General features: G+C 58.1%; 23 protein-coding genes. 3 read left to right on the forward strand and 20 right to left on the reverse strand.

The window, feature by feature from the left end; all coding sequences use genetic code 11:
- Positions 1–4: 4 nt before the first annotated feature.
- The 18 genes from IC37_RS30745 to IC37_RS26680 all read right to left on the reverse strand — a co-directional run bounded on the left by IC37_RS30745 (position 5) and on the right by IC37_RS26680 (position 14196).
- The gene (locus IC37_RS30745; protein ID WP_033864824.1) at positions 5–331 is read right to left on the reverse strand and encodes a hypothetical protein; all 327 of its coding nucleotides are present in this window, start codon (positions 329–331) and stop codon (positions 5–7) included.
- Positions 332–386: 55 nt separating this feature from the next.
- Complete coding sequence (locus IC37_RS26600; RefSeq protein WP_030128511.1) at positions 387–950, reverse strand: phage baseplate assembly protein V; 564 nt, start codon at positions 948–950, stop codon at positions 387–389.
- Complete coding sequence (locus tag IC37_RS26605; RefSeq protein ID WP_030128512.1) at positions 947–1459, reverse strand: hypothetical protein; 513 nt, start codon at positions 1457–1459, stop codon at positions 947–949. The genes IC37_RS26600 and IC37_RS26605 overlap by 4 nt, the downstream gene beginning before the upstream one ends.
- Complete coding sequence (locus IC37_RS26610) at positions 1452–2108, reverse strand: hypothetical protein (protein ID WP_030128513.1); 657 nt, start codon at positions 2106–2108, stop codon at positions 1452–1454. The genes IC37_RS26605 and IC37_RS26610 overlap by 8 nt, the downstream gene beginning before the upstream one ends.
- Positions 2105–2425: a hypothetical protein gene (locus IC37_RS26615; protein ID WP_030128514.1), complete on the reverse strand. Its 321-nt coding sequence runs from the start codon at positions 2423–2425 to the stop codon at positions 2105–2107. The genes IC37_RS26610 and IC37_RS26615 overlap by 4 nt, the downstream gene beginning before the upstream one ends.
- Positions 2426–2427: 2 nt before the next feature.
- Positions 2428–3423 (reverse strand): major capsid protein, encoded by a 996-nt coding sequence (locus IC37_RS26620; protein ID WP_030128515.1) that lies wholly within the window; start codon positions 3421–3423, stop codon positions 2428–2430.
- Between the two features lie 63 nt (positions 3424–3486).
- Positions 3487–3831 carry a head decoration protein gene (locus IC37_RS26625; RefSeq protein ID WP_030128516.1) on the reverse strand — a complete coding sequence of 115 codons (345 nt, stop codon included), beginning with the start codon at positions 3829–3831 and terminating at the stop codon, positions 3487–3489.
- Positions 3828–4973 carry a head maturation protease, ClpP-related gene (locus tag IC37_RS26630; RefSeq protein ID WP_030128517.1) on the reverse strand — a complete coding sequence of 382 codons (1146 nt, stop codon included), beginning with the start codon at positions 4971–4973 and terminating at the stop codon, positions 3828–3830. Before IC37_RS26630 ends, IC37_RS26625 begins: the two co-directional genes overlap by 4 nt.
- Positions 4970–6454 (reverse strand): phage portal protein, encoded by a 1485-nt coding sequence (locus tag IC37_RS26635; protein WP_030128518.1) that lies wholly within the window; start codon positions 6452–6454, stop codon positions 4970–4972. The genes IC37_RS26630 and IC37_RS26635 overlap by 4 nt, the downstream gene beginning before the upstream one ends.
- Positions 6454–6660 (reverse strand): phage head-tail joining protein, encoded by a 207-nt coding sequence (locus tag IC37_RS26640; RefSeq protein WP_030128519.1) that lies wholly within the window; start codon positions 6658–6660, stop codon positions 6454–6456. The genes IC37_RS26635 and IC37_RS26640 overlap by 1 nt, the downstream gene beginning before the upstream one ends.
- A gap of 2 nt (positions 6661–6662) precedes the next feature.
- Positions 6663–8678 carry a phage terminase large subunit family protein gene (locus tag IC37_RS26645; protein ID WP_030128520.1) on the reverse strand — a complete coding sequence of 672 codons (2016 nt, stop codon included), beginning with the start codon at positions 8676–8678 and terminating at the stop codon, positions 6663–6665.
- 3 nt (positions 8679–8681) lie between these two features.
- Positions 8682–9290: a hypothetical protein gene (locus IC37_RS26650; RefSeq protein ID WP_030128521.1), complete on the reverse strand. Its 609-nt coding sequence runs from the start codon at positions 9288–9290 to the stop codon at positions 8682–8684.
- 167 nt (positions 9291–9457) lie between these two features.
- Positions 9458–9802 carry a phage holin family protein gene (locus tag IC37_RS26655; RefSeq protein WP_030128522.1) on the reverse strand — a complete coding sequence of 115 codons (345 nt, stop codon included), beginning with the start codon at positions 9800–9802 and terminating at the stop codon, positions 9458–9460.
- Positions 9803–10328: 526 nt separating this feature from the next.
- The gene (locus tag IC37_RS26660) at positions 10329–10694 is read right to left on the reverse strand and encodes a hypothetical protein (RefSeq protein ID WP_030128523.1); all 366 of its coding nucleotides are present in this window, start codon (positions 10692–10694) and stop codon (positions 10329–10331) included.
- Positions 10687–12903, reverse strand: coding sequence for a VapE domain-containing protein (locus tag IC37_RS26665; RefSeq protein WP_030128524.1), 2217 nt, complete (start codon positions 12901–12903; stop codon positions 10687–10689). Before IC37_RS26665 ends, IC37_RS26660 begins: the two co-directional genes overlap by 8 nt.
- Positions 12893–13120 (reverse strand): TraR/DksA family transcriptional regulator, encoded by a 228-nt coding sequence (locus IC37_RS26670; protein ID WP_030128525.1) that lies wholly within the window; start codon positions 13118–13120, stop codon positions 12893–12895. Before IC37_RS26670 ends, IC37_RS26665 begins: the two co-directional genes overlap by 11 nt.
- Positions 13113–13631, reverse strand: coding sequence for a phage regulatory CII family protein (locus IC37_RS26675; protein ID WP_030128526.1), 519 nt, complete (start codon positions 13629–13631; stop codon positions 13113–13115). Before IC37_RS26675 ends, IC37_RS26670 begins: the two co-directional genes overlap by 8 nt.
- Positions 13632–13962: 331 nt before the next feature.
- Complete coding sequence (locus IC37_RS26680) at positions 13963–14196, reverse strand: hypothetical protein (RefSeq protein WP_030128527.1); 234 nt, start codon at positions 14194–14196, stop codon at positions 13963–13965.
- A gap of 99 nt (positions 14197–14295) precedes the next feature.
- On the opposite strand from IC37_RS26680, the gene IC37_RS26685 reads away from it, so the two are divergent.
- On the forward strand, positions 14296–14943 hold the full coding sequence (locus IC37_RS26685) for a LexA family transcriptional regulator (protein WP_030128528.1): 648 nt from the start codon (positions 14296–14298) through the stop codon (positions 14941–14943).
- A gap of 47 nt (positions 14944–14990) precedes the next feature.
- On the opposite strand, the gene IC37_RS26690 is transcribed toward IC37_RS26685, so the two are convergent.
- The gene (locus IC37_RS26690) at positions 14991–16022 is read right to left on the reverse strand and encodes a reverse transcriptase family protein (protein WP_030128529.1); all 1032 of its coding nucleotides are present in this window, start codon (positions 16020–16022) and stop codon (positions 14991–14993) included.
- 73 nt (positions 16023–16095) lie between these two features.
- Positions 16096–16356 carry a hypothetical protein gene (locus tag IC37_RS26695; protein WP_030128530.1) on the reverse strand — a complete coding sequence of 87 codons (261 nt, stop codon included), beginning with the start codon at positions 16354–16356 and terminating at the stop codon, positions 16096–16098.
- Between the two features lie 838 nt (positions 16357–17194).
- Between IC37_RS26695 and IC37_RS26700 the strand changes: the two genes are divergently transcribed.
- Both IC37_RS26700 and IC37_RS26705 read left to right on the forward strand, forming a co-directional pair.
- Positions 17195–17785, forward strand: a complete 591-nt coding sequence (locus IC37_RS26700; protein WP_030128531.1) for a hypothetical protein — start codon at positions 17195–17197, stop codon at positions 17783–17785.
- A 9-nt stretch (positions 17786–17794) separates the two neighbouring features.
- Complete coding sequence (locus IC37_RS26705; protein ID WP_030128532.1) at positions 17795–18076, forward strand: phage antirepressor KilAC domain-containing protein; 282 nt, start codon at positions 17795–17797, stop codon at positions 18074–18076.
- The last annotated feature ends 306 nt before the right edge of the window (positions 18077–18382 follow it).

An 18382-nucleotide genomic window follows, 5' to 3' on the forward strand; every position in this document is an offset into this window, starting at 1 on the left:
GGGTTTACTCCGGCAAGCGCTCTAAATCGGCGTGACCATCGAGAAAGGCCTGCGCCTGGGCGTCCAGCGCCTTGATCTGGAGGCGGCCATTGCTGACCTGCAGCAAGCGGCCACCTGGCATAACCAGGGTGCGCGAGGTGAAGGCCTTGTCGCGGAAATTCACCACCGCCGCCAGCTCCTCCTCGCTGAAATCTGCCGCTGATTTGATCGGCACCGCCACGGCATCAGCGGTGATAGGCACCGCCGTGGCATGCACGGTGATAGGCACGGCCACGGCATCCACCGTAACCACCTCGGCCGCGTTGGCGGCCTGGCTTACTTTGCTCGTCATAGTTTTTCTCCAGGCAGAAAAAAGCCCGCGCTCGGCGGCTGGATAAGGGTTTCGATTAGTGTTGGTGGTTGGGCGAATTGCCACCGGCGTCCATGATCTTGCCGGCCGCCTCGATGTCGCCCGTGACGCGTAACGAACCGTTGATAAGCACGTCACCTTTCCAGGTCAGTCGCCCGGCCTGCGCCTCAATGGCCTCTTCCGTTACGGTCACGCTCGAACCGCCCACGGTGATGGCCACCGTGCCCTCCGGTAGGGTGATGCGGTAGCTTTTGGCCTCCCAGTCGTAGACCAGCGAGCCGCCATCGTCGAAATGCCAGGCCTCGACATGGTCGCGGTTGTCCGGCGCCATGCCAGCATCGCCATACAGCCCCGGCACGAAGGTGCCTTGCGACACCTCGCCACTGGGGCTGATCAGGCTCCCCTGCTCGCCCATACCGGGCGCACGCCAATGCCGCGCTTTACCGGCCGCCAAGCTGTGCCAGCGGACCCAGGCGCTAGTCCACTCGCCATCAGATACCCGACACACCGGCGGGCTGGCCGTCAGGTCGACGGCGACCACATAACAAGCCTTGACCAGGCCGGCAAGCATGCGGTCATGCTCAGCACTGGCGAAGCTCATCCCAGTGCCTCGGGCGCCACGGGCTGCTCCTCATGGCCGACGTGAAACAGCAGCGTGCCCGGTGGCTCATCTGGCCATGGCCATTCCTCGACGCCGAGATAAACGCCCTGCGTCCACTCCACCAGCCACACGGTGTAGCCATCAAGCTCGGGTCGGGTCCAGTCCTGCTGGGCCTGCACAAACTCGGCACACTCGACTGGCAGCCCCCAACTCTGCGCTCGCAGCAATACGGCGAGCTGAGTGGCCAATTGCACGGCCTGTCGATGGTGGTCATCCCTGATCGGGTCGACGATGATTCGCGCTTCGAACTTGCAGACCAGCACCGTCTCACCCGTACCGATGTCCTTACCCGGCTCGAACTCTGCCAGTTCGAGGAACACCGCTGGCAAACGAATGTGATCAGCAATAGCAGGCCATGCAGCGACCGTTTGCACACCCGGCAGATTGACCTGCAGATGTTGCTCGATAGCGCCGTAAAGCTGATCGAGGCTAAAAGGCTCATCAGACACGAGCATTCCCCTTCAGGTATTTTTGTAGTTCAAAGTTGAGTTCTTGCTTGAGGATCTCCAGCAAGAGTTCATCGGCGCGTTTGATCCAGCTGTCGAAGTGCGGACGCGCTTGCTCCAGCGACACCTTGGCTTTGGCCAGCGGGAAACGGTTGTCGTTTTCCTCGACAAAGCCCGAGCGCCGACGGCCCTGCTCAGTATCGGGATAGTTCTCTGCGTTGAAGTGCTTGCTCGCGGTGCGAATCCAGATATCGGATTTGCTTCCGTAGACCTTTTTGTAGAACGCCCCCTGATAACGCCGACTAGCCACCGATACACCGCTACCAGTTTGCCGTGCTCGGCCGGTGCGACTCGCCTCGATCGCATTGAGGCCAAACCACAGCTTGCCGCGCATCGTGCTGCCAGTGACCGGATAAGCCCGCAGGCGTTGCCGAACCGCAGCGATGGCGATCCGCTCCTGTTTGCCCACCGCCCGAGCGATGTGCGTGCGCAACCGGCCCAAGGTTTTGTTGATCGCCCGTCGCTGTGCCGCTGCCGCAGCTTTCGGCAGCAGCTTGGCAAAGTCCTGAAAGGCTTGAACGTGCACCGCTGACGGCTGGATGGTGAGCATCCCGCTATCGCGCTTTAGCTCCTTGAAGCTGCCTACACTCATGCGCGTTTCCTCAGGATCAAGGCCACCAGACCGTCACCGCTGGGCTCCAGCTGCAGCAGGTCATAGTCGCCGCCACCGTCCAGCTCCGGCAGATCCACGCTCACCAGCAAGCCTTTGCTCAGGCCATGGGAATCGCTAACGCGAATCTCAAAGCGCGGTTCACGCAGGCCGGTGTTGAGCTTGCCGAACTTCGGTTGCAACCAGGGTGCGGCGAACATGCCGAGGACCGGTTCATCTCGGCCCTCGATCCGGACGGTGTCGCCCAGGGTTTCGAACACCACCGCATCGACTTCGGCGATTAGATCGCGGAAGCCCATGATCAGAGCTCCAGGAGAATCTGCGCTCGAGGTCGAGTGCACAGGTGCAACGGGTTGGACTGTGCCTCACCAGCCATGCCTTTGTTGAACGGCAGCGGCTCGATCTTGCTGTAGTACGGAATGCCCTGGGTGTTGACCGTCTCCATGTAATCGGCCGGAGCGAACGCAGAGATGTACAGGTCCGGCACACCCTCCGGCACTAGCAGCGCCTTGTCGTCATGGACAAAGGGTTGACCAGCGATGCGACCCCGGTAGCGTTCCCAGGTGATGCCACCGAACTCAAAACTTTCGCGTGCGTCACCGCGCAGAGCAGCGGCTTGCAGGGTGTTTTTGTAGGTTTCTTCTACATCCTTGTGGGTGACCAACTCTTCCCAGAATTTCTTGCCGCAGAACGCACGCGAGCCGCTGGTAGTGGTACTGCCCAACGCATCCTCTTGCATGTCCAGTGCTTCAAGGCATTGAACACGTAACTTGGTGTCAGGGGTCTTGAAGCCCATTTTCAGGGTTTGCTTCTCCACCCCGAAACGCTGGTACAAATCGAGCAAAACTGTCTTGCCATCGGCATCCAGGATCACACCGTTAAGGGCGCCCATACGCTGATATTCATGGGTGACGTCCAATTGGCGACGGGCTTTCAACAGTCGCGCATTGACCACGTCCTGCACGGCCTGCAGTTCGCTGCGGGTGCCGAAGGCGCGGATGCCCTGAATCTCATCGGCCTTGATGGTGAAGCGCTCAGGCAGGTGCACGGTGTTGAACGGGATCAGGTTGCGCTTGCTGCCCGCGACCACCAGACCCGAAGTACCGCGCTCACCGGCCGGAACCAGTGCCAGGGTGTCACCATCCTTTTCGATCTGCACGGTCAGAGTGGTGATGCCCTCTTCCTGAAACAGGCCGAGGCTGCTCAAGCGCCCGGGCAGGTATTGCTGCTCGTTGATGGCAGCGGTCAGCGACGAAACAGAAAATGCTTCGTCGTCAAAGATGGCGATGTCGGCCATTGGGGAATCTCCAGAAAGTAAAAACCCCGCTCAGGGCGGGGTGCAATAAAAGGGGCGGTCGGCTTAGCGCACGATCACGAAATGCTCGGCCAGGTCTTTCTCAGCCTCCGGATCGAGGCCGGTCAGATGCGCTTCGCTGACCTCGGCCATCCGTACCACCGCACGGCCTCGGCGCACAATGTCGGACGCGCCCAGCGGGCCATACAGAATGGCGACGGCCTTCTGGCTGCCGTCCTCGGCGGTCGGAACATACGGCGCGAATTCCCCCGAGGCAGTCACCAGCCCCAACACTTGGCCGGGGTACAACGCCGCGCCTGCGGCCACGTTGATCGCTTCGCGGGAGATATTCCCGGCGCCTTCGGACAGCAGGAACTCGCCCGCGTGCATCGGCTCTTGTTTGATAGTCATGCTCTCGCCCCTTTGGCAGGTTGGGTCTGGGCTGCGCGACGGGCCGCGTAGATCCCATTTGGATCGGGTTGTTTGGCCTGGGGTTTCGGCGCCGGGTCATCGTTGATCGGAAGGCTGTTGTCGATTTCAAAACCGCCCCCGCTGACCAGCTTGTCGAACAGCCGACCGCGCACCGCTTCGGCGCCCAGCCCGGCCGCGACGAACTCTTGGGTGAACTCCGGCAAACGCGCCGCCACGCACAGATCGCGCACGGCTTTGGCATTGGTTAACGCCGCGTTGACGGTGGCTTCGTCGGCCAGCTCGGTGCTGCTGATCAGCGACTCGATCAGGTTGCTGATACCGGCCGTGTTGCAGCTTTGGGTAATCAGCAAGGCCAATTTGGCCGAGTCCACAATGGGCGGTTTTTCGGGGTCAGGCTTGACTGGCTCCGGGGTGGGTTCTGGCTCGGGCGGTTCCTCCAGCTGAGCCAGCAACGCTTTCGGGGCGTGCTGATAACGCTGCAAGGCGCCACCCTGCCCCAGACAGGCTTTGACGGTGACACCCTCGCCGACTTGGTCGGCCAGTCCCAAGGCCACCGCTTCGCTTGCGGTCAGCCAGGTTTCAGCATTGACCAACCGCCGCAGCTCGACTTCGTCGATGTTCGGCGCCTTCGATTTGTAGGCCGCGATAATGGCTTCCATCGCTTGATCCAGCGCGGTGGCCACCTTGCGCAGATCGTCGGCATCGCCTGACGCGTAAGTCCACGGGTTGTGGATCATCAACATCGCGTTGGACGCAATAACCACCCGGTGCGCGCCGCACACCGCGACACTGGCCGCGCTGGCTGCCAAGGCATCAACCCGGCCGGTACAACGCTCGCCCAAACGCGACAGCGCGTTGTGAATAGCCAAGCCGTCAAACAGGTCACCGCCTATGCTGTTAAACGCCACGACCACCGGCGACACGCCATCATCCAGTGCCGCAAGGTCGCGCACAAACTGGTTGGCGGTGATGCCCCAGGTGCCAATCTCGCCGTACACGTAGACCTCGATGCTGCGGGTCTCGGCTTCGCCGCTGGCTTGCAGGCTGTACCAGTGCTTGTTTTGCGGCGGTGGTTGATCGCCGGCTTTGTTGAAAATCCGTAGCGGGTGCTGCGTGGTCATGGTGTCTCCTTGTCGGCTGCCGGTTCTGGCTGGTCGACGAGCGTTTTGTAGTTGAGGCCCAACTCACGGGCGCGGGCCTGATCGGCAGCGTTTTCAGCGTCGACGGTTTCGGCGTCGTAACCCTGACGCAGGACCATTTCGCTGCGGGAGTTGAAGCCCGCGTTGACCTCCATCATGCGTGCCTGAATGTCCTGCACCGGCTGGATGTAGGCCCAGCCTTGCGGTACCCAGCGAGTACGCAGGTATTCACGGCGGCGTTGCGCGTAATCGGCCAATTTGAGGCGACCAGCCAACACTGCCATGTCCATCCATGCAGCACGCACAGGACGGCACAGCTGGTGCACGTACACGCCGAATTGCAGTTGCTCCAAACGGCGCCGGAATTCGTTGAGCACCACCCGCAACGCCCGATCGTTGACCTCGCGCATGTCGCCAGTGAGGATCTCGTAAGGCGTGCCGGTACCGGCTGCAGCGGCCATCAGTTGCTGACGCATAAAGTCCGGGTAGTTGTTGCCCGCGTCCGGCGGCTTGGAAAACTCCACCTCTTCGCCCGGCCCCAGCTCCTGCATGGTGCCGGGCTCCAGCGCGACCATTGGCGTAAAGCCGTCGCGATCCTCGCTAAGTGGCAAGCCGGTAATCGGGTCGCGGGGTTGCTGCGTCGCTTCGGGCGGCGGCTTGCTGATAAAACCGGCAAACAGGTTGGCAACCTCCTGACGAAACAGCACCGCGTCGTCGTAGTTGTCCAGGCTGCGCAAGCGCTTAAGCACCGGCGCCAAGCGCGGCACCCCACGCAGTTGGCCGGGTTCGACCGGCTCAAAGATGTGCAGCACCTGCGCTGCCGGTATCCGTACCAATTGGTTGTAACCGGCGTTCAGCGATGAGGCATCGCGCGGGTGCACGCGATACATCCAGTAGGCGACCCGCTGATGGGCCAGGTTGAACTCAATCCCAGCACGGATGCTGTTGCCGTTTTTGCACGGTTCAAACTTGTCGTGCGGCACAAATTCCGGGGCCAGTACCTGGAGCTGCAACGGCACTGCCAGATCCTCGTCCAAGCCGCGTGGCCGCAAACGCACAAAGCATTCACCGGCGGTTTCCACCGTGCGGGCAATCAATGCCTGCTGGCCGTAGAAGTCGGTCAGACCATCGGCGTCCGACTCGTCGACCCAGTCTTCCCACAATTCCTGCTGCAGTTTGCGCAGGGCATCGTCTTCGATTTTGGGTCGAGGGGTGATGCCCGTGCCGATCAAGTTGCTGACGCGTTTGTCGATGACGTTAAACGCGTACGGGTCATTACGTACTGCCGATCGCGAGCGAGCCCGCAGGTTGCGCAACGCCGGAGTGTTGAGGCTGTTGATGCCAATGTCAGGCGCGTCCCAACTGGCCGAACGCCTGCCCTCACCGGCCCCTTCGTAACTGGCTTTGATCCGCTCCGGCAGCAAGAAGCCGTTGCGGGTCAGCGTCGGATACTGGCGTGCCATTAGAGTCCCTTGCCTCCGTGAGAAAGACGGATCACCCGCGCGCGAGGCCCGGCAGCCGCGATCAGTGAACTGCGGATCTGATCGCGAGCCTTAAGCAGCTCATCCACCGTGCGGTATTCCACGGTGCGATCGGCATAGCGCACGGTTTTCTCGCCACGCGCGATGGCCGACTCAACGGCATCGAGGTGCTTTTGGGTAAAGGACATAATCAGCGTCTCTTGAGGTAGCCGCTGCTGGAGCTGCGACGTTGAGGGGGACGTGCGACCGGCTGCGGTGGAGCTGCCGGGGTTACAGGTGCAACGGGTTCAATCGGTTGTTGCACAACTGGAGGTGCTGTTTTGGCCGGCGCTGCAACACGTTCGACCTGGACCGGCTTGTCATCGAACAACCCGGCCTGCGCCAAGGCTTGTCGAATCCGCTCCCAGTCGTGCTCCTTGTAGCGGTTGAGGCCGAGGTAATGCGCCATTGCCAGGCAGTACACCATCAGGTCGAGCGCTTCGTTGCGTTCGGCCTTGCCCTTCACCCACTCGATACGCTTGTGACCGCGCACGTAGCGCGCCACCTTGCGCTCGGCCACGCACTGGTCGAAGAAGTCATCCGGCAGGTCATTGGCAAAGTGCAAGGCACCCGGCCCGTCTTCAAACGAGTAGCGGTTGTAGATCCAGTCCTTGGCGGTGTCGGTGCCGACAAACCACAGCTCGGCGCCGTTGCGTTCGGTCTGACCTTTCCATGTCACGTCGACCATCGACGGGCGTTGTGCAATCACCGGTTTACCCGGCTTGCTCGCGCCCTTGATGGCAAAGATGTTGCGCCACCGGCGGATGCGGCAGAACTGGTACACCTCGTCCGTGTGGTGACCGCCAGAGTCGACGGCGGTGGCCAGAATACCGAGGCCCACTCCGCAAGGGTGCGGGTAGCGCACCTTGAGCTTGTCATCGAGCACGGCCCACGTACGCTCATCAGCTGGGTCGCCCCAGATCACCTGGTAGTCGATGACCCAGCGCTCCATACCAACGCCCCAGCCCATCACCATCAGCTCCAGGCGGTTGGCTTGCACGTCGACCGAGGCGGTGAGCATCAGCACGCGGTGTGCCATCGAGCCGAGGCCGTAGGTTTCGCGGCGGGCGCGCTCTTTCAGCACATCGGCTTTGGTCTGCTCCTGGGCGCTGTCCCAGACCTTGGCCAGACGGGTGTTGTAAAACACCTGCATGGGCTCAAGGTCGCCACGGTTTTGCGCTTTTTTCGCCTTCTCAAACTGTTTGGCCAGCGAGCGCCAGTCCATCCAGCCGAGCGGCGAATACAGCGCATTGAGGTGAAAGCCGATGGTTTCGCCATCGCCCTGCGCGTGCGATCGCCATTCGCCCTGGGCCAGCATCTGGCCCTTGTGATGTTCGTCGATCAGCACGTCGCAATCAGGACTGGCGCACTGGTAATGCACCACGCTGTAATCAGCCGAGTAATGCAGGCTTTCCCATTCCAGCACCTGCATGTGGCCGCAGTGCGGGCATGGCACGTAGTAGTAACGCTGATCGCTGGTCTCAAACAGATCGGCGATGCGCGAAGCGCCCTTGATTGTGGGCGAGCTAGAGAAGTAGAACTTCGCGTTGCGCCCGAAGGTACTGCCCCGGGTTTCGGCCAACTCGATGGGGTCGCCCTCTTCGCCCACGTCCACATCCCAACGGTCGATCTCGTCGCCGTAGATGTAGCGCGCCGACAGCTCGGCCAAGTTGGCTGCCGAGCCTGCGGTGGTAACGTACAGCGAGCCACCTTCGAACTCTTTGGTGTCCATCGTGTTGCGTGCGTCACGCGAACGGTTGGCCGCGACACGCTCGCGCAGCACTGGCGTGGCCTTGATGGTCTTGCCGATCCGTGACGACACCCGCTTGGCTAAGCTGAGGCTGGGCAGCAGGGTCAGGATGTTGGACGGCACCATGTGAATCAGGCCGCCGATCCAGTTCAACGCAATCTGGGTTTTCATCAGCTGCGAGGCCACCATCGTGACCACGCGCTTGCAGGGGTGAGCCGGCGACAAACAACGCATGGGCTCGCGAGCATAGGGCGTTCGCGAGGTGCGGTACTGACCGGGCTCGGCGGCGCCGGTGTCACGCGGGATACGCATGTACTCATCGGCCCACTGGTCGACCCACAGCGATGGGTCAGGCCGTAGCCCACGGAAATACGCCTCACGGTACACCTCTGCACCGTTCGGGATTTCCGTGTGCATGGATTAGCTCTTTTGGTTAAGGGCGTGAACCAGGTCAGCCGACGACATGCGCTCGGCGTCCTCCAGCGAGGCGCGAATTGCAGCGGTCAGACGGCGTTCGATTTCCCAAGGATCGGTCATGGCGGCCAGCTCCGGTGCCAGTTGTGGCGGCATGCCCAGCAGTTGATCGCGCAGCAGGCGACCCGCGTTGAAGGCGCCGGTTTTGACCGCTTCCAGCTCGACCTGCGAACCCTGGACCTTGTGGAATTCAGCCTCGGCCAGCTGCGCCAGGTAGTACTCGCGATGGGCGCGGGCCTTTTGGAAGTCAGGCTGCTTACCTGCCGGGCCGATGGCGGGCTGCGGCGCAGCCATGTTCGGCGTGGACTCAACCAGCGGTGACAGCTGACTGGTCACATCGCGCTGCAGCCGGCCTTCTTGATGCCGAGCCGCGACGGCGGCCTTGGTTGGGTCCGCCGTGTCGCGGATCAGCGCGATGGTTGCCTCAACATTGACCAGCTTGCCGTCATCGGACAGGACCAACCGATTGTTGTTTTTCAGCCAAGTGATGTAACTCGGCGCCTTGCCGATGTGGGCCGCAAAGGCGCTCTTCGACAGAAAGATGGGGTCTGTCACAAGCCCTCCTTTTCAACGGCTTTTCAATGCAAGCCTTTCAATTTCAATGGATTGAATTTCAATAAGCTGCCAACCCTGCGGCTAACGATTTCCCGCGGGTTTCCGACCCCGTACCCTCCGAATACCCCCAGGGTCCCCGGCGGTTTTCGGCGCCCCGGTACGGTGCATCACCCCTGTTCGCCACTGGCACGTGGCACTTCGGAAACGCCCAGCCGCTTGGCAGCCCAGCGTTCGTAAAGGCCGATGGCAACATCCGCACCGGCCATCGCAGTCAGGCAGCCCAAGCTGCCCGCCGTCCAGATCGTCATACCCGCGCCGATCATCAGCATCATCGCCGACACGCCACAGACAATGCAGGCGCCGGACCGAAGTGCGAGTCGACGCAACAACGCCCAGCCCCGCGCCCCATCCTTATCGGCTCGCCACATCTCACCCGACACACCGCCGACCAGGGCTAGGATGATCACTAACCAGATCGGCATCTCTGCCAGCGCTTGCTGCTCGTTCGTCATCGCCCTACCCCATAAACGCAAAAACCCGGCGCAATGGCCGGGTTTGGTGTGTGGTGCCTGCCGCTTTCTGCGGTCGCACCTATCGAAGATGGGTACTTTTTACAGGTGGATTCCGGTGGCAGCAAGCGAGTTTTAATGCCATGGAACAATACGGGTGCAACGTGGGTGTGACGCAGGTACAACGTAGGTACAACGCATTCAATCGGCTATCGCTTCTGATGCCCCGTCCTACCTGTCCCACTATGCAGAGTCGAAGTAGGACAGCTACAGGCGCCTAATTTCGGGGCTCTGCCCTACTGTCCTACCTTATTTAACTTTCTCTTGTGTATAGAGAGAAAACTAAAAGCACGCATGCGCGCCATGGGCGCGACTACGTGCCCGCTATGCTTACGTGTGCATGGGGCGGGCAAAGGTTGGACAGTAGGACAGCCCAGTAACGGCGCGGCCTGCGCTTGTCCGACTGCTCTAAATGGCAGTCGGACAAGGCCGGACAGTAGGACACTGGCACGCGGAGTGATACCAGGGGTCACGCAGCCTTCCCCATCAACATGCCAGCGATGTGCAGGTGCGCTTCGTGCAGACGTTGGTAATAGGTATCGCGACTGCAACCGCAGTGGGTGTACTTCTGCGAGAGGAAGCTTTCGTGATTGCAATAGTGCTCCCACACCACCACCGACAGCTGCGCCGGCAGATGCTTGTTCACGATCAGCTCGATATCCGCCGACTCATCCAGCAGCACCCGACTACCGCGAGTCCCACGTATCAGCTCGCCCTTGCACTCCATCAACATCGCAATCATGTTGCCGCCACCAGATCCGGCAAAGTCGGGGTTCATCGGAGAATGCAGATCCTGCGCCCAGAGCTTGAGCATCTCATCAATTCGCTTAATCAAAGCAAGGCTCCTCTACCAGGGGCGCCTGCAATGCAGCCCCACGCCCCCAGGTCTCTGGCTTCTGATAGGCCCATTGCCGGATGCCGCTCTTCGCCAACGCCGGCATGCGCTTCTTCCGCCAGCCCAGGCGATGCATGATCGCCCCGACGCGCATCTGCTCCGGCTTGCCCCAATGGCCGACGTCTAACTTGAGGGCCTGGATCAAGATCTCGTTGCCGGTGGCGGTTTCACCGATCTGCGACTCCTCCAACCAGGTCAGGATCGGACCTTCCCACTCGTCCACAACAAAACGCTCGTCCTGTGCCTCGGCGAACATCCAGGACTCGTCCTTTGTCACCCACCAGATATCGCCGGCCTCGAAGCAGAACACCGCTTCAGCCCACAGCTGGTCGCGGATCTCGCGTAATTTTTCTAAGTCGACCTTGTTGCAGAACACCGGCCAGTAACGCCGGTTGCCGGTAGCGTCCTTGAGGTATTCCTCTTGGTTGGTGGTACCCACGAACACACACTGGCGTGGCACGTCATTCGTTCTGCGGCCGTAGCTCTCTCGGTACGTGTCGGTGGATGCCGAGAAGAACTGCTTGGCCTTGGTGCTTTCGGCCTTGTTGAAGCTGTCCAGCTCCCCCAGTTCAACGATCCATTTGCCACGAATCGCTTGGAAGCTGTCCTTGTCACCGAGGGCAAAAGGCGTGTCCATAAACCACTCGCCACCGAGAATGCCCATGGCGGTGGACTTACCTTCACCCTGCCCGCCTTCAAGGATCATCACCGAATCGGCCTTGCAGCCTGGGCGCATCACCCGAGCCACCGCCGAGATCGGCCAGCGCTTACCCACTTTGGCCGAGTACTCGTTGGCATGAACCCCAAGTACGTCTGTCAACCATGTTTCCAGCCGAGGGACGCGGTCCCATTCGAGCCTTTCCAGGTACTCGCGCACCGGATGAAAAGAATGGTCGTGGGCAACCACGCTGACAGCCTCGATCACATGGGACGCTTTGACCCGCAGGTTGTATTGCTGCGCGAGCCACTTCATCACCCGCATGTCATCGATGTCGGCCCAGTCACCTGCACCGCCGCCAAAGGGCGCGGATCGCAACTTGACGATCTTAGAGCTGAACACGCTGTAACCAATGACACCTGCCCAGCGTTCGTCATTGCCCAGGATCAACTCGACGTTTTGCATGTGCGCAATCAGGGAACCGTTTTCAGTGCGGGCCAATTGATCCTTCCAACCACCAGCTGCAGGAGGTTTGACCACCGCCAACACCTGGCGGCGGACAGCCTCCAATCCTTCGGCAATGTGCAGGTCGTTGAAGTCGGTCCACTTGATGTCACGCTCGCCCGAGAAGACTGGCGCAACCACCTGGCCACCGACGATCAACGCGGCGTTGTTGGCCTTTTCCTCACCTGGGTTCCAAGGCTCGCCATTCGGACGCTTGGTTTTCCAGTCATCGTCGCGGCAAATGATAACCGGGCAGCCGGGGAACTGCTCTCGCATGGCCTTGGACACCGAGAGCAAGTTGCCCGCATCGAAGGCGATAGCCACCGCCATCGAGGTCGCCATGTGCAGGCTGGCGCCCGTGGCGTACCCCTCACAGATCAACACCGGCTCACCTGGCTCAGGATGTCCGCCGATCAAGTGAAAAGCGCCTTCCTTCGACATGCCGGCAGGCCAATAGGTTTTGTCGCGACCTGTGTCTTCCTGTTTAACGGGGAAGATCACCTGTAGGCCAACGATCTGATGCCGCACGTTGCTCATTGGCACCAATACCGCGCCAGTGCGCGGTGCATAACGAACCTTGAACCCAACGATCTGCTTTCGATCCAGATAGGCGCTCTTGCCCTTTTCCGGCATGCGCTTGAACAAGCCGGCTGCACGGTTGGCCGCTCGCCGTGCCGCGTTGGCCGATACCTCTGCGGCCTTACGCTTGGCGTCTTCCTGCCGGGCACGCATGACTTCGCGCTCTTCTGGACTCATGCGCCAGGCCTTCACCTTGATCTTTTGCGACTCGCCCGAACGCCAGTCACCGAAGCTGCCGAAGATCAGCGTTTCGTTCTTCTCGGTGCGATGCTCGTGGACGACATACCAACCGTTTTTTTCCTTGCCCTTGTCCTGAGCCGTCTTGCACCTGGTGAGCTTGCCGAAGATCAGCGGCTGTTCTGGCTCAAGCCCGTAGTCTGCGAATTGATTCAATACCTCATCGAGCATGGCGGGCCTCCCGCGCTTCATCGATGGACTGGCAGATAACGCACTGGGTGCAACCCGGCAGAGCCAACCGACGCGGCTCTGGAATAGGCCCGTCGCAGCCTTCACAGAATAGAAATGAATGCGCCGCCAAGGCGGGCTTGGCGGCGTTCCGTGCAGCCAGCGCCTGATCTAGACGCTCCTGCACAAGGTCGTTAGCAAAATCAGCAATGTCAGCCACGATCAACACCCCGCGTCGTTTGATTGACGTAGGTAGCGCGGTTGAACATTCCCAGCAGCCCTTGAATACCTCGAAACACTTGGAAGCGGATCTCGGCCAGCTCACCATCATCAACCTTGCCATCGCCAATGCTCTTTGCCCAGGTATCAGCCAGGTCCGCGACTTGTCGGAAATAGGCGGCAATACCGGTTGTCAAAGTCTCGGGCATATCGTTTGTGTATGCCTCAGCCAGCTCCTGCCAGGCGGTGTCTCCTACCATGGCGTGCACCGCATCCAGAATGCGACGGTCCTTGGTCAGCTCCAGGATCTCGCCGAACTCCTGAATGTTTACCGTGTGACTGGGATGGGTGGGAGACAGCTTGTGCTGCAGCGTGGTGGCGTTTCTGCCGGTGGTGGCGGCAATTGCAGCGGCGCCGCCGGGATAGTCCCGAGCAGCATGGTAAAGCGCTAGATCGAGCGGCAGGATTTCCCGCTGCGCCCGTTCTATGGAACTCAGAGCGATTCGGCTCATGGCATTAATCCTTGTAAGTTGCCAGTGCCGCGCGACATGCAGTGGTGATACATTTGCCGCGTGGCTTGAAAGGGCCCAAACGCCGGCTAGATCTTCAGGATCGATACCGGCACCGTGCCGAGGCGAACGATCCGTCGTTCACCTCTGGCGCAACAGCTGCCCAATCTGTGGTGGAAAAGGCAGCAACACCAAGACATCCGTGCCTTGGAAAGCGCGATAAAGAGAGGTGGTTAGCATGTGGTGTGCCCTCCTATCTTTATCGCGACCCGACAGCGCTGTGGTGGTGCGTGCCGGGAGGAACTGGGCGACCCTTGGGTCGCCTTTTTTCTGACTATGCGGCTTTGATTATTGGAGTTGTTTCGGTGATACCGAAATGCTCCAGAACCTCAGCGAGCGAGACACAACCTTCACTTTCACGGGTCAAGGACTTGATCAGAGAGACGCTTGGGTCTTTGCTCGCGTATTTGACGTGAAGACGCAGATAGCTCACAGCAATCCGACAACGCACGGCATAGGCCGTGAGTGTCTCTGAGTCCAAACTGTTGATGTAGTCGCGCAGTTTCATGTGGTGTACCTCCTGACGCGCAATTTAACCACAAAGGTTAATAATTACAATACCAACATGGACATTCACCTTAAAGGTTAATCCAGCCAGAATCGGCACATGAAAATCTCAGACACCCGCTTACAGAATTTTCGAAGAGTCCTGGCCGAGAAAAAGCTCCGCCTGACTGACGTCGCAGACCTACTAGGCAAAGCGCCTGCCCAAGTGAGTGCGTTCGGGGGCAAGAACCCCACCAAAGGCATCGGCGACCAGATTGCTCGAGAGATTGAGAAAGCGCTGGATCTGCATAGTGGCTATCTCGACATGCCCTACGGACTTGGTGAGTTCAATAACGCTACGGTAATGAGCCATACAGACCGAAAATTGCCGGTGATAGGATCGATTGCGGCAGGGGCATGGTGTGAGCCAAATGGAGTCTTCGACCCGAGAGACGCTGAGGAATGGATAGATGCACCAGGACCAGTCGGCCCACGTGCGTTTATCCTTCGCGTTGAAGGAATGAGCATGGAGCCAAAGTTCTTAGAAGGAGACATGATTGTTATTGATCCCTCACTTGAGGCACTTCCCGGTCATTTCGTGGCAGCAAAACGGACCAGAGATCAAGCTGCAACACTAAAGCAGCTCAGACAAGAGGGAGATGAACAATATTTGTTCGCTATTAACCCAGACTGGCCGGAGCGAATTATTAGAATGAACGAAGAATGGAGTATTTGCGGCCGAGCCAGGTGGAAAATATCAAACTTGTAGCCTACCTGCTAAGCCCCGCTAATTTGGCGCACTTATCTTTAGCTTGACTAAATTGATATACCGCCAACTTCACCTTTTTCATATTTCTCCAGCAAAGGTTTATTGCACTGACGCATTGCCAAGTTTAATCGATTCTTCAGAGCTAATCCATCTGATTGACCACAGGCCAAGAGTCTTCCAACTCGCCCCATTGCTCGATTATATAGCTCACGCAACTTAATCAAATCCGCACCAGCCTCTGCCAATATTTCAAACTCTCTAACCGCAGAACGTATTTTCTTTCTTTCTTCTTTTGTAACACCAGGACGAGGACCGGCGACACTTAGACCTGTAACTACTACAGGCTCAGGTTTTTTAGCTGTTGTAATCGTTTGACCTTTTTTCAAGACATGCATTTTTTGCCGTTTCTGAAGAAAGCCTTTTGCAGCGAGCATCCCAGTAACTCTTCGCACAATCTCGGTTTTTTGATCGGGCAGAATTATGTTTTTCGAGGATATGCTTATGTCATCTGCAAAGCGACTATACGACATCCCCAGCGCCCTGATCCATACTACCAACCTTGGCTCTACATTCCAGAAGACCAAATTTGCAATGTAACTACTTGTACTCGCCCCTTGCGGCACAATTCCACCCTTTGTTACAAGCCGAGTTAGCATAACAGCGACTTCATCACCGAACCCCATCATACCTTTAAATATCGAGAGCACCTTATCGATGGTAATAGATGGAAAAAAATTCTTTATGTCTTGTAAAACAAGATTACGCGCCCCCGAATGAGACTTAACATTCGAGTAAATACTTCGCGGGTAATTAGAGTCTCGAATTCCACCATGAAGGTAGTCAGGATAGGAAACTTTAGCTAGCAACCTATCAACAATTTTTCTTTGAACAGACTTCAATGGCTCATGAGCATCAAAAGTCTCTCTTTCCGATCCATCCTTCTTAACTTGAGGTACACGCCGATACATCTTGTGAGAATCCTCCGCAAGTTTATTCAACAAGGGCACAGTTTCTCCAAGCAATAGAGCAAGGGACTTAATATTATGGATTGACTTGTAAGGATAGAGCGGAGAGTCCATTTCCACCTCGGAAAAAAATAAGGCCAGCTGATTTGCTGGCCTTATCGGAAATTCGATGATGCGATTTGCTGCGTCATAGGTTAAACAACTCCACGAAGGCCTCAATCATTTTCAAGGCATGCTCCTGGACGAAAGGCCAGTTCTGAATTCCCCAACGTACAGCTTCCTTTGTCGCGGTTTTGACCACAACGGTCAAAATTTTGCTTCGGGTCTCTGCAGCATCAGGTGTAGCAGCTTTTGGATCCTTTCCGGTCTTATCATTGACGCGGACACCTTCATTGTTGTGCACATCATTTGCCGCTTTAGGGCGACAAGTTTTCTTCAAATATTTCATCGATACAGCTCCTCAAGGCGGAATTGCCCCGCCGCGAAGCTTCTAGGCCGAAAGGAACTTGAAGGTGTCCATACAAATCGCAGTTCTGGCTTATCAAAAACTTTTGATAAGCCCGTCCGCCGCCATTCGCCCATTTCTCATCTGACTAACCGTTCGCGTATTCGGCCAACGGCGGCTAAGCGCTGTATGGTTAACGCTAAGCAGCTTTACGTTAATGCTGAGCAGCTCTACGTCACCGTAAAGTGTCATTTCGTTAGCGCAAAATGCTTCACTCGTTACCGAGCAGCCTTTGTCAAAGTAAGTAGACAGCACACGATAAAGCAGCGTCTGTCGAAAAACCGGTTCGGATTGCTGCACCCTAAGGCACACATCGCGAACAGATTTCATGGGTCGAGCATGCGGGTGGCGGAGAGAGTCTTGGTAAACACCCAAAACTGATTGGTTGCCCAATCACCAACTGCAAGCCTAGAGATTTATCGATATTTAAAGAGCACCTGGGTGGTACACCCAGCGAGGTATTTATAGCCCATAGCCATCACAAGCGCAATCCTCAGCAATAAAGCATGCAAAAAAAACAAAAACACCTCAAAGGTTATTTTTATTGACTAAATAACCTTTGAGGTTAATATTCGTCTCACTCTTACACCACAGAGCGAGGCAATACCATGCACACCACAGCCACCTTGCACGTCCATCCGACCGCTGCTGACCCATTCCGTATCTTCGAGATTCGCCGCCTGGCCCGCGAATACGGCTGCGCGTTTATCCCTACCAAACCAAAACTGAAAACTCGCGCCACATCCGCGCCATTCGATCCAAATGGCGGAGGGTATGCAGCATGAGCAAGTACAAACTGGACAATCGCACGCTGCAGCTGCTCAACGCCCAAGTCAATCTGACCGAGACGTTCAACCACGTTTTGAGGTCAGCCCCCAAGCGGGAAGCTCTTGCGTTCCGCCTGAAAGTGGAACGCAGCACAGCTGACACTCACTTCACCGTCGAACTGGGAAGCGAACGCCACTCGCTGACCCTGAAAAACGATAAAAAGATGCATCTCAAGCTGGCCGACTTCATTGAAGAAATTGCCAACGGGCCGGTCGATCCCAGCATCACTGCCGAGCTACTGACGCTTCCTTACGCGAGCCGACAATATGCCCAGTTCGATGCCGATAACAGGCAGAGGGTATTCGAACTAGTTCGTACTGGCGGCTCCCTAAGCCTCGACATGGGCTTCGAACTGCCGATCCATGTTGCGATCCATCGAACTCAAACACGGACCGGCATCACCACCATCATGAGCATCGGCGTGAAACGTCCGCGCACTAAGTGCTTCACCGTGTGCGGTACCGATGCAGAGATCTACGAAAAGGTTGCTGAGTCCATCACCCACTTGGCTGCCGTGGCTACTCCCGCCGCGCATGCGGCCTAAGGAGGGCAAATGGATCGCACTCTCGCCCAAGCCGCAACCCAACTCGGTCTAACCCGGCCCAAGCTGATCGCTCTCATGCGTGAAAAGGGCTTACTCAAAGGGAACCTCCCGGCCTACCCCAAGCGCGACCGCGACTATCTGCGGATCAAGGATGGCCAGTGGTATCACGAGACATCCGGCATGCAGTACAGCCAGTCAACCAGGGTGAAACAAGCCGGCATTCGATGGCTTGCCGAGCAACTGGGGCTGGAGCTACCAGAAATCCCGGTAGACAACCGTGACGTGGCCTAGGGAGTACGCCCGCCAGATCGTTGCCATGCGCACACGCGAGGAGCGCAATGCCGCACTCCTTGAAGTGCCTGACCATCTGCGAGAACTGACCAAACGCCATTGCCTGAACGCCTGGAATCACCCGAAAAGGAAAAAACCAAATGAATCATGACCTCTTAGATTATTTGCTGAAAACGCTGCTTGATTTGCCTCGCGCCGAACGAACGACCAAAAAAGTTAAGAACGCCCTTGAACTTGTCGCCGAACCGGCGTTTTTCAAGGTAGTTGTCGCGTCAACCGTCCAGCTATGCCGCTCTTTTCTCGTCC

The sequence above is a fragment of the Pseudomonas sp. QTF5 genome (genome assembly GCF_000512695.2).
GTDB lineage: Bacteria > Pseudomonadota > Gammaproteobacteria > Pseudomonadales > Pseudomonadaceae > Aquipseudomonas.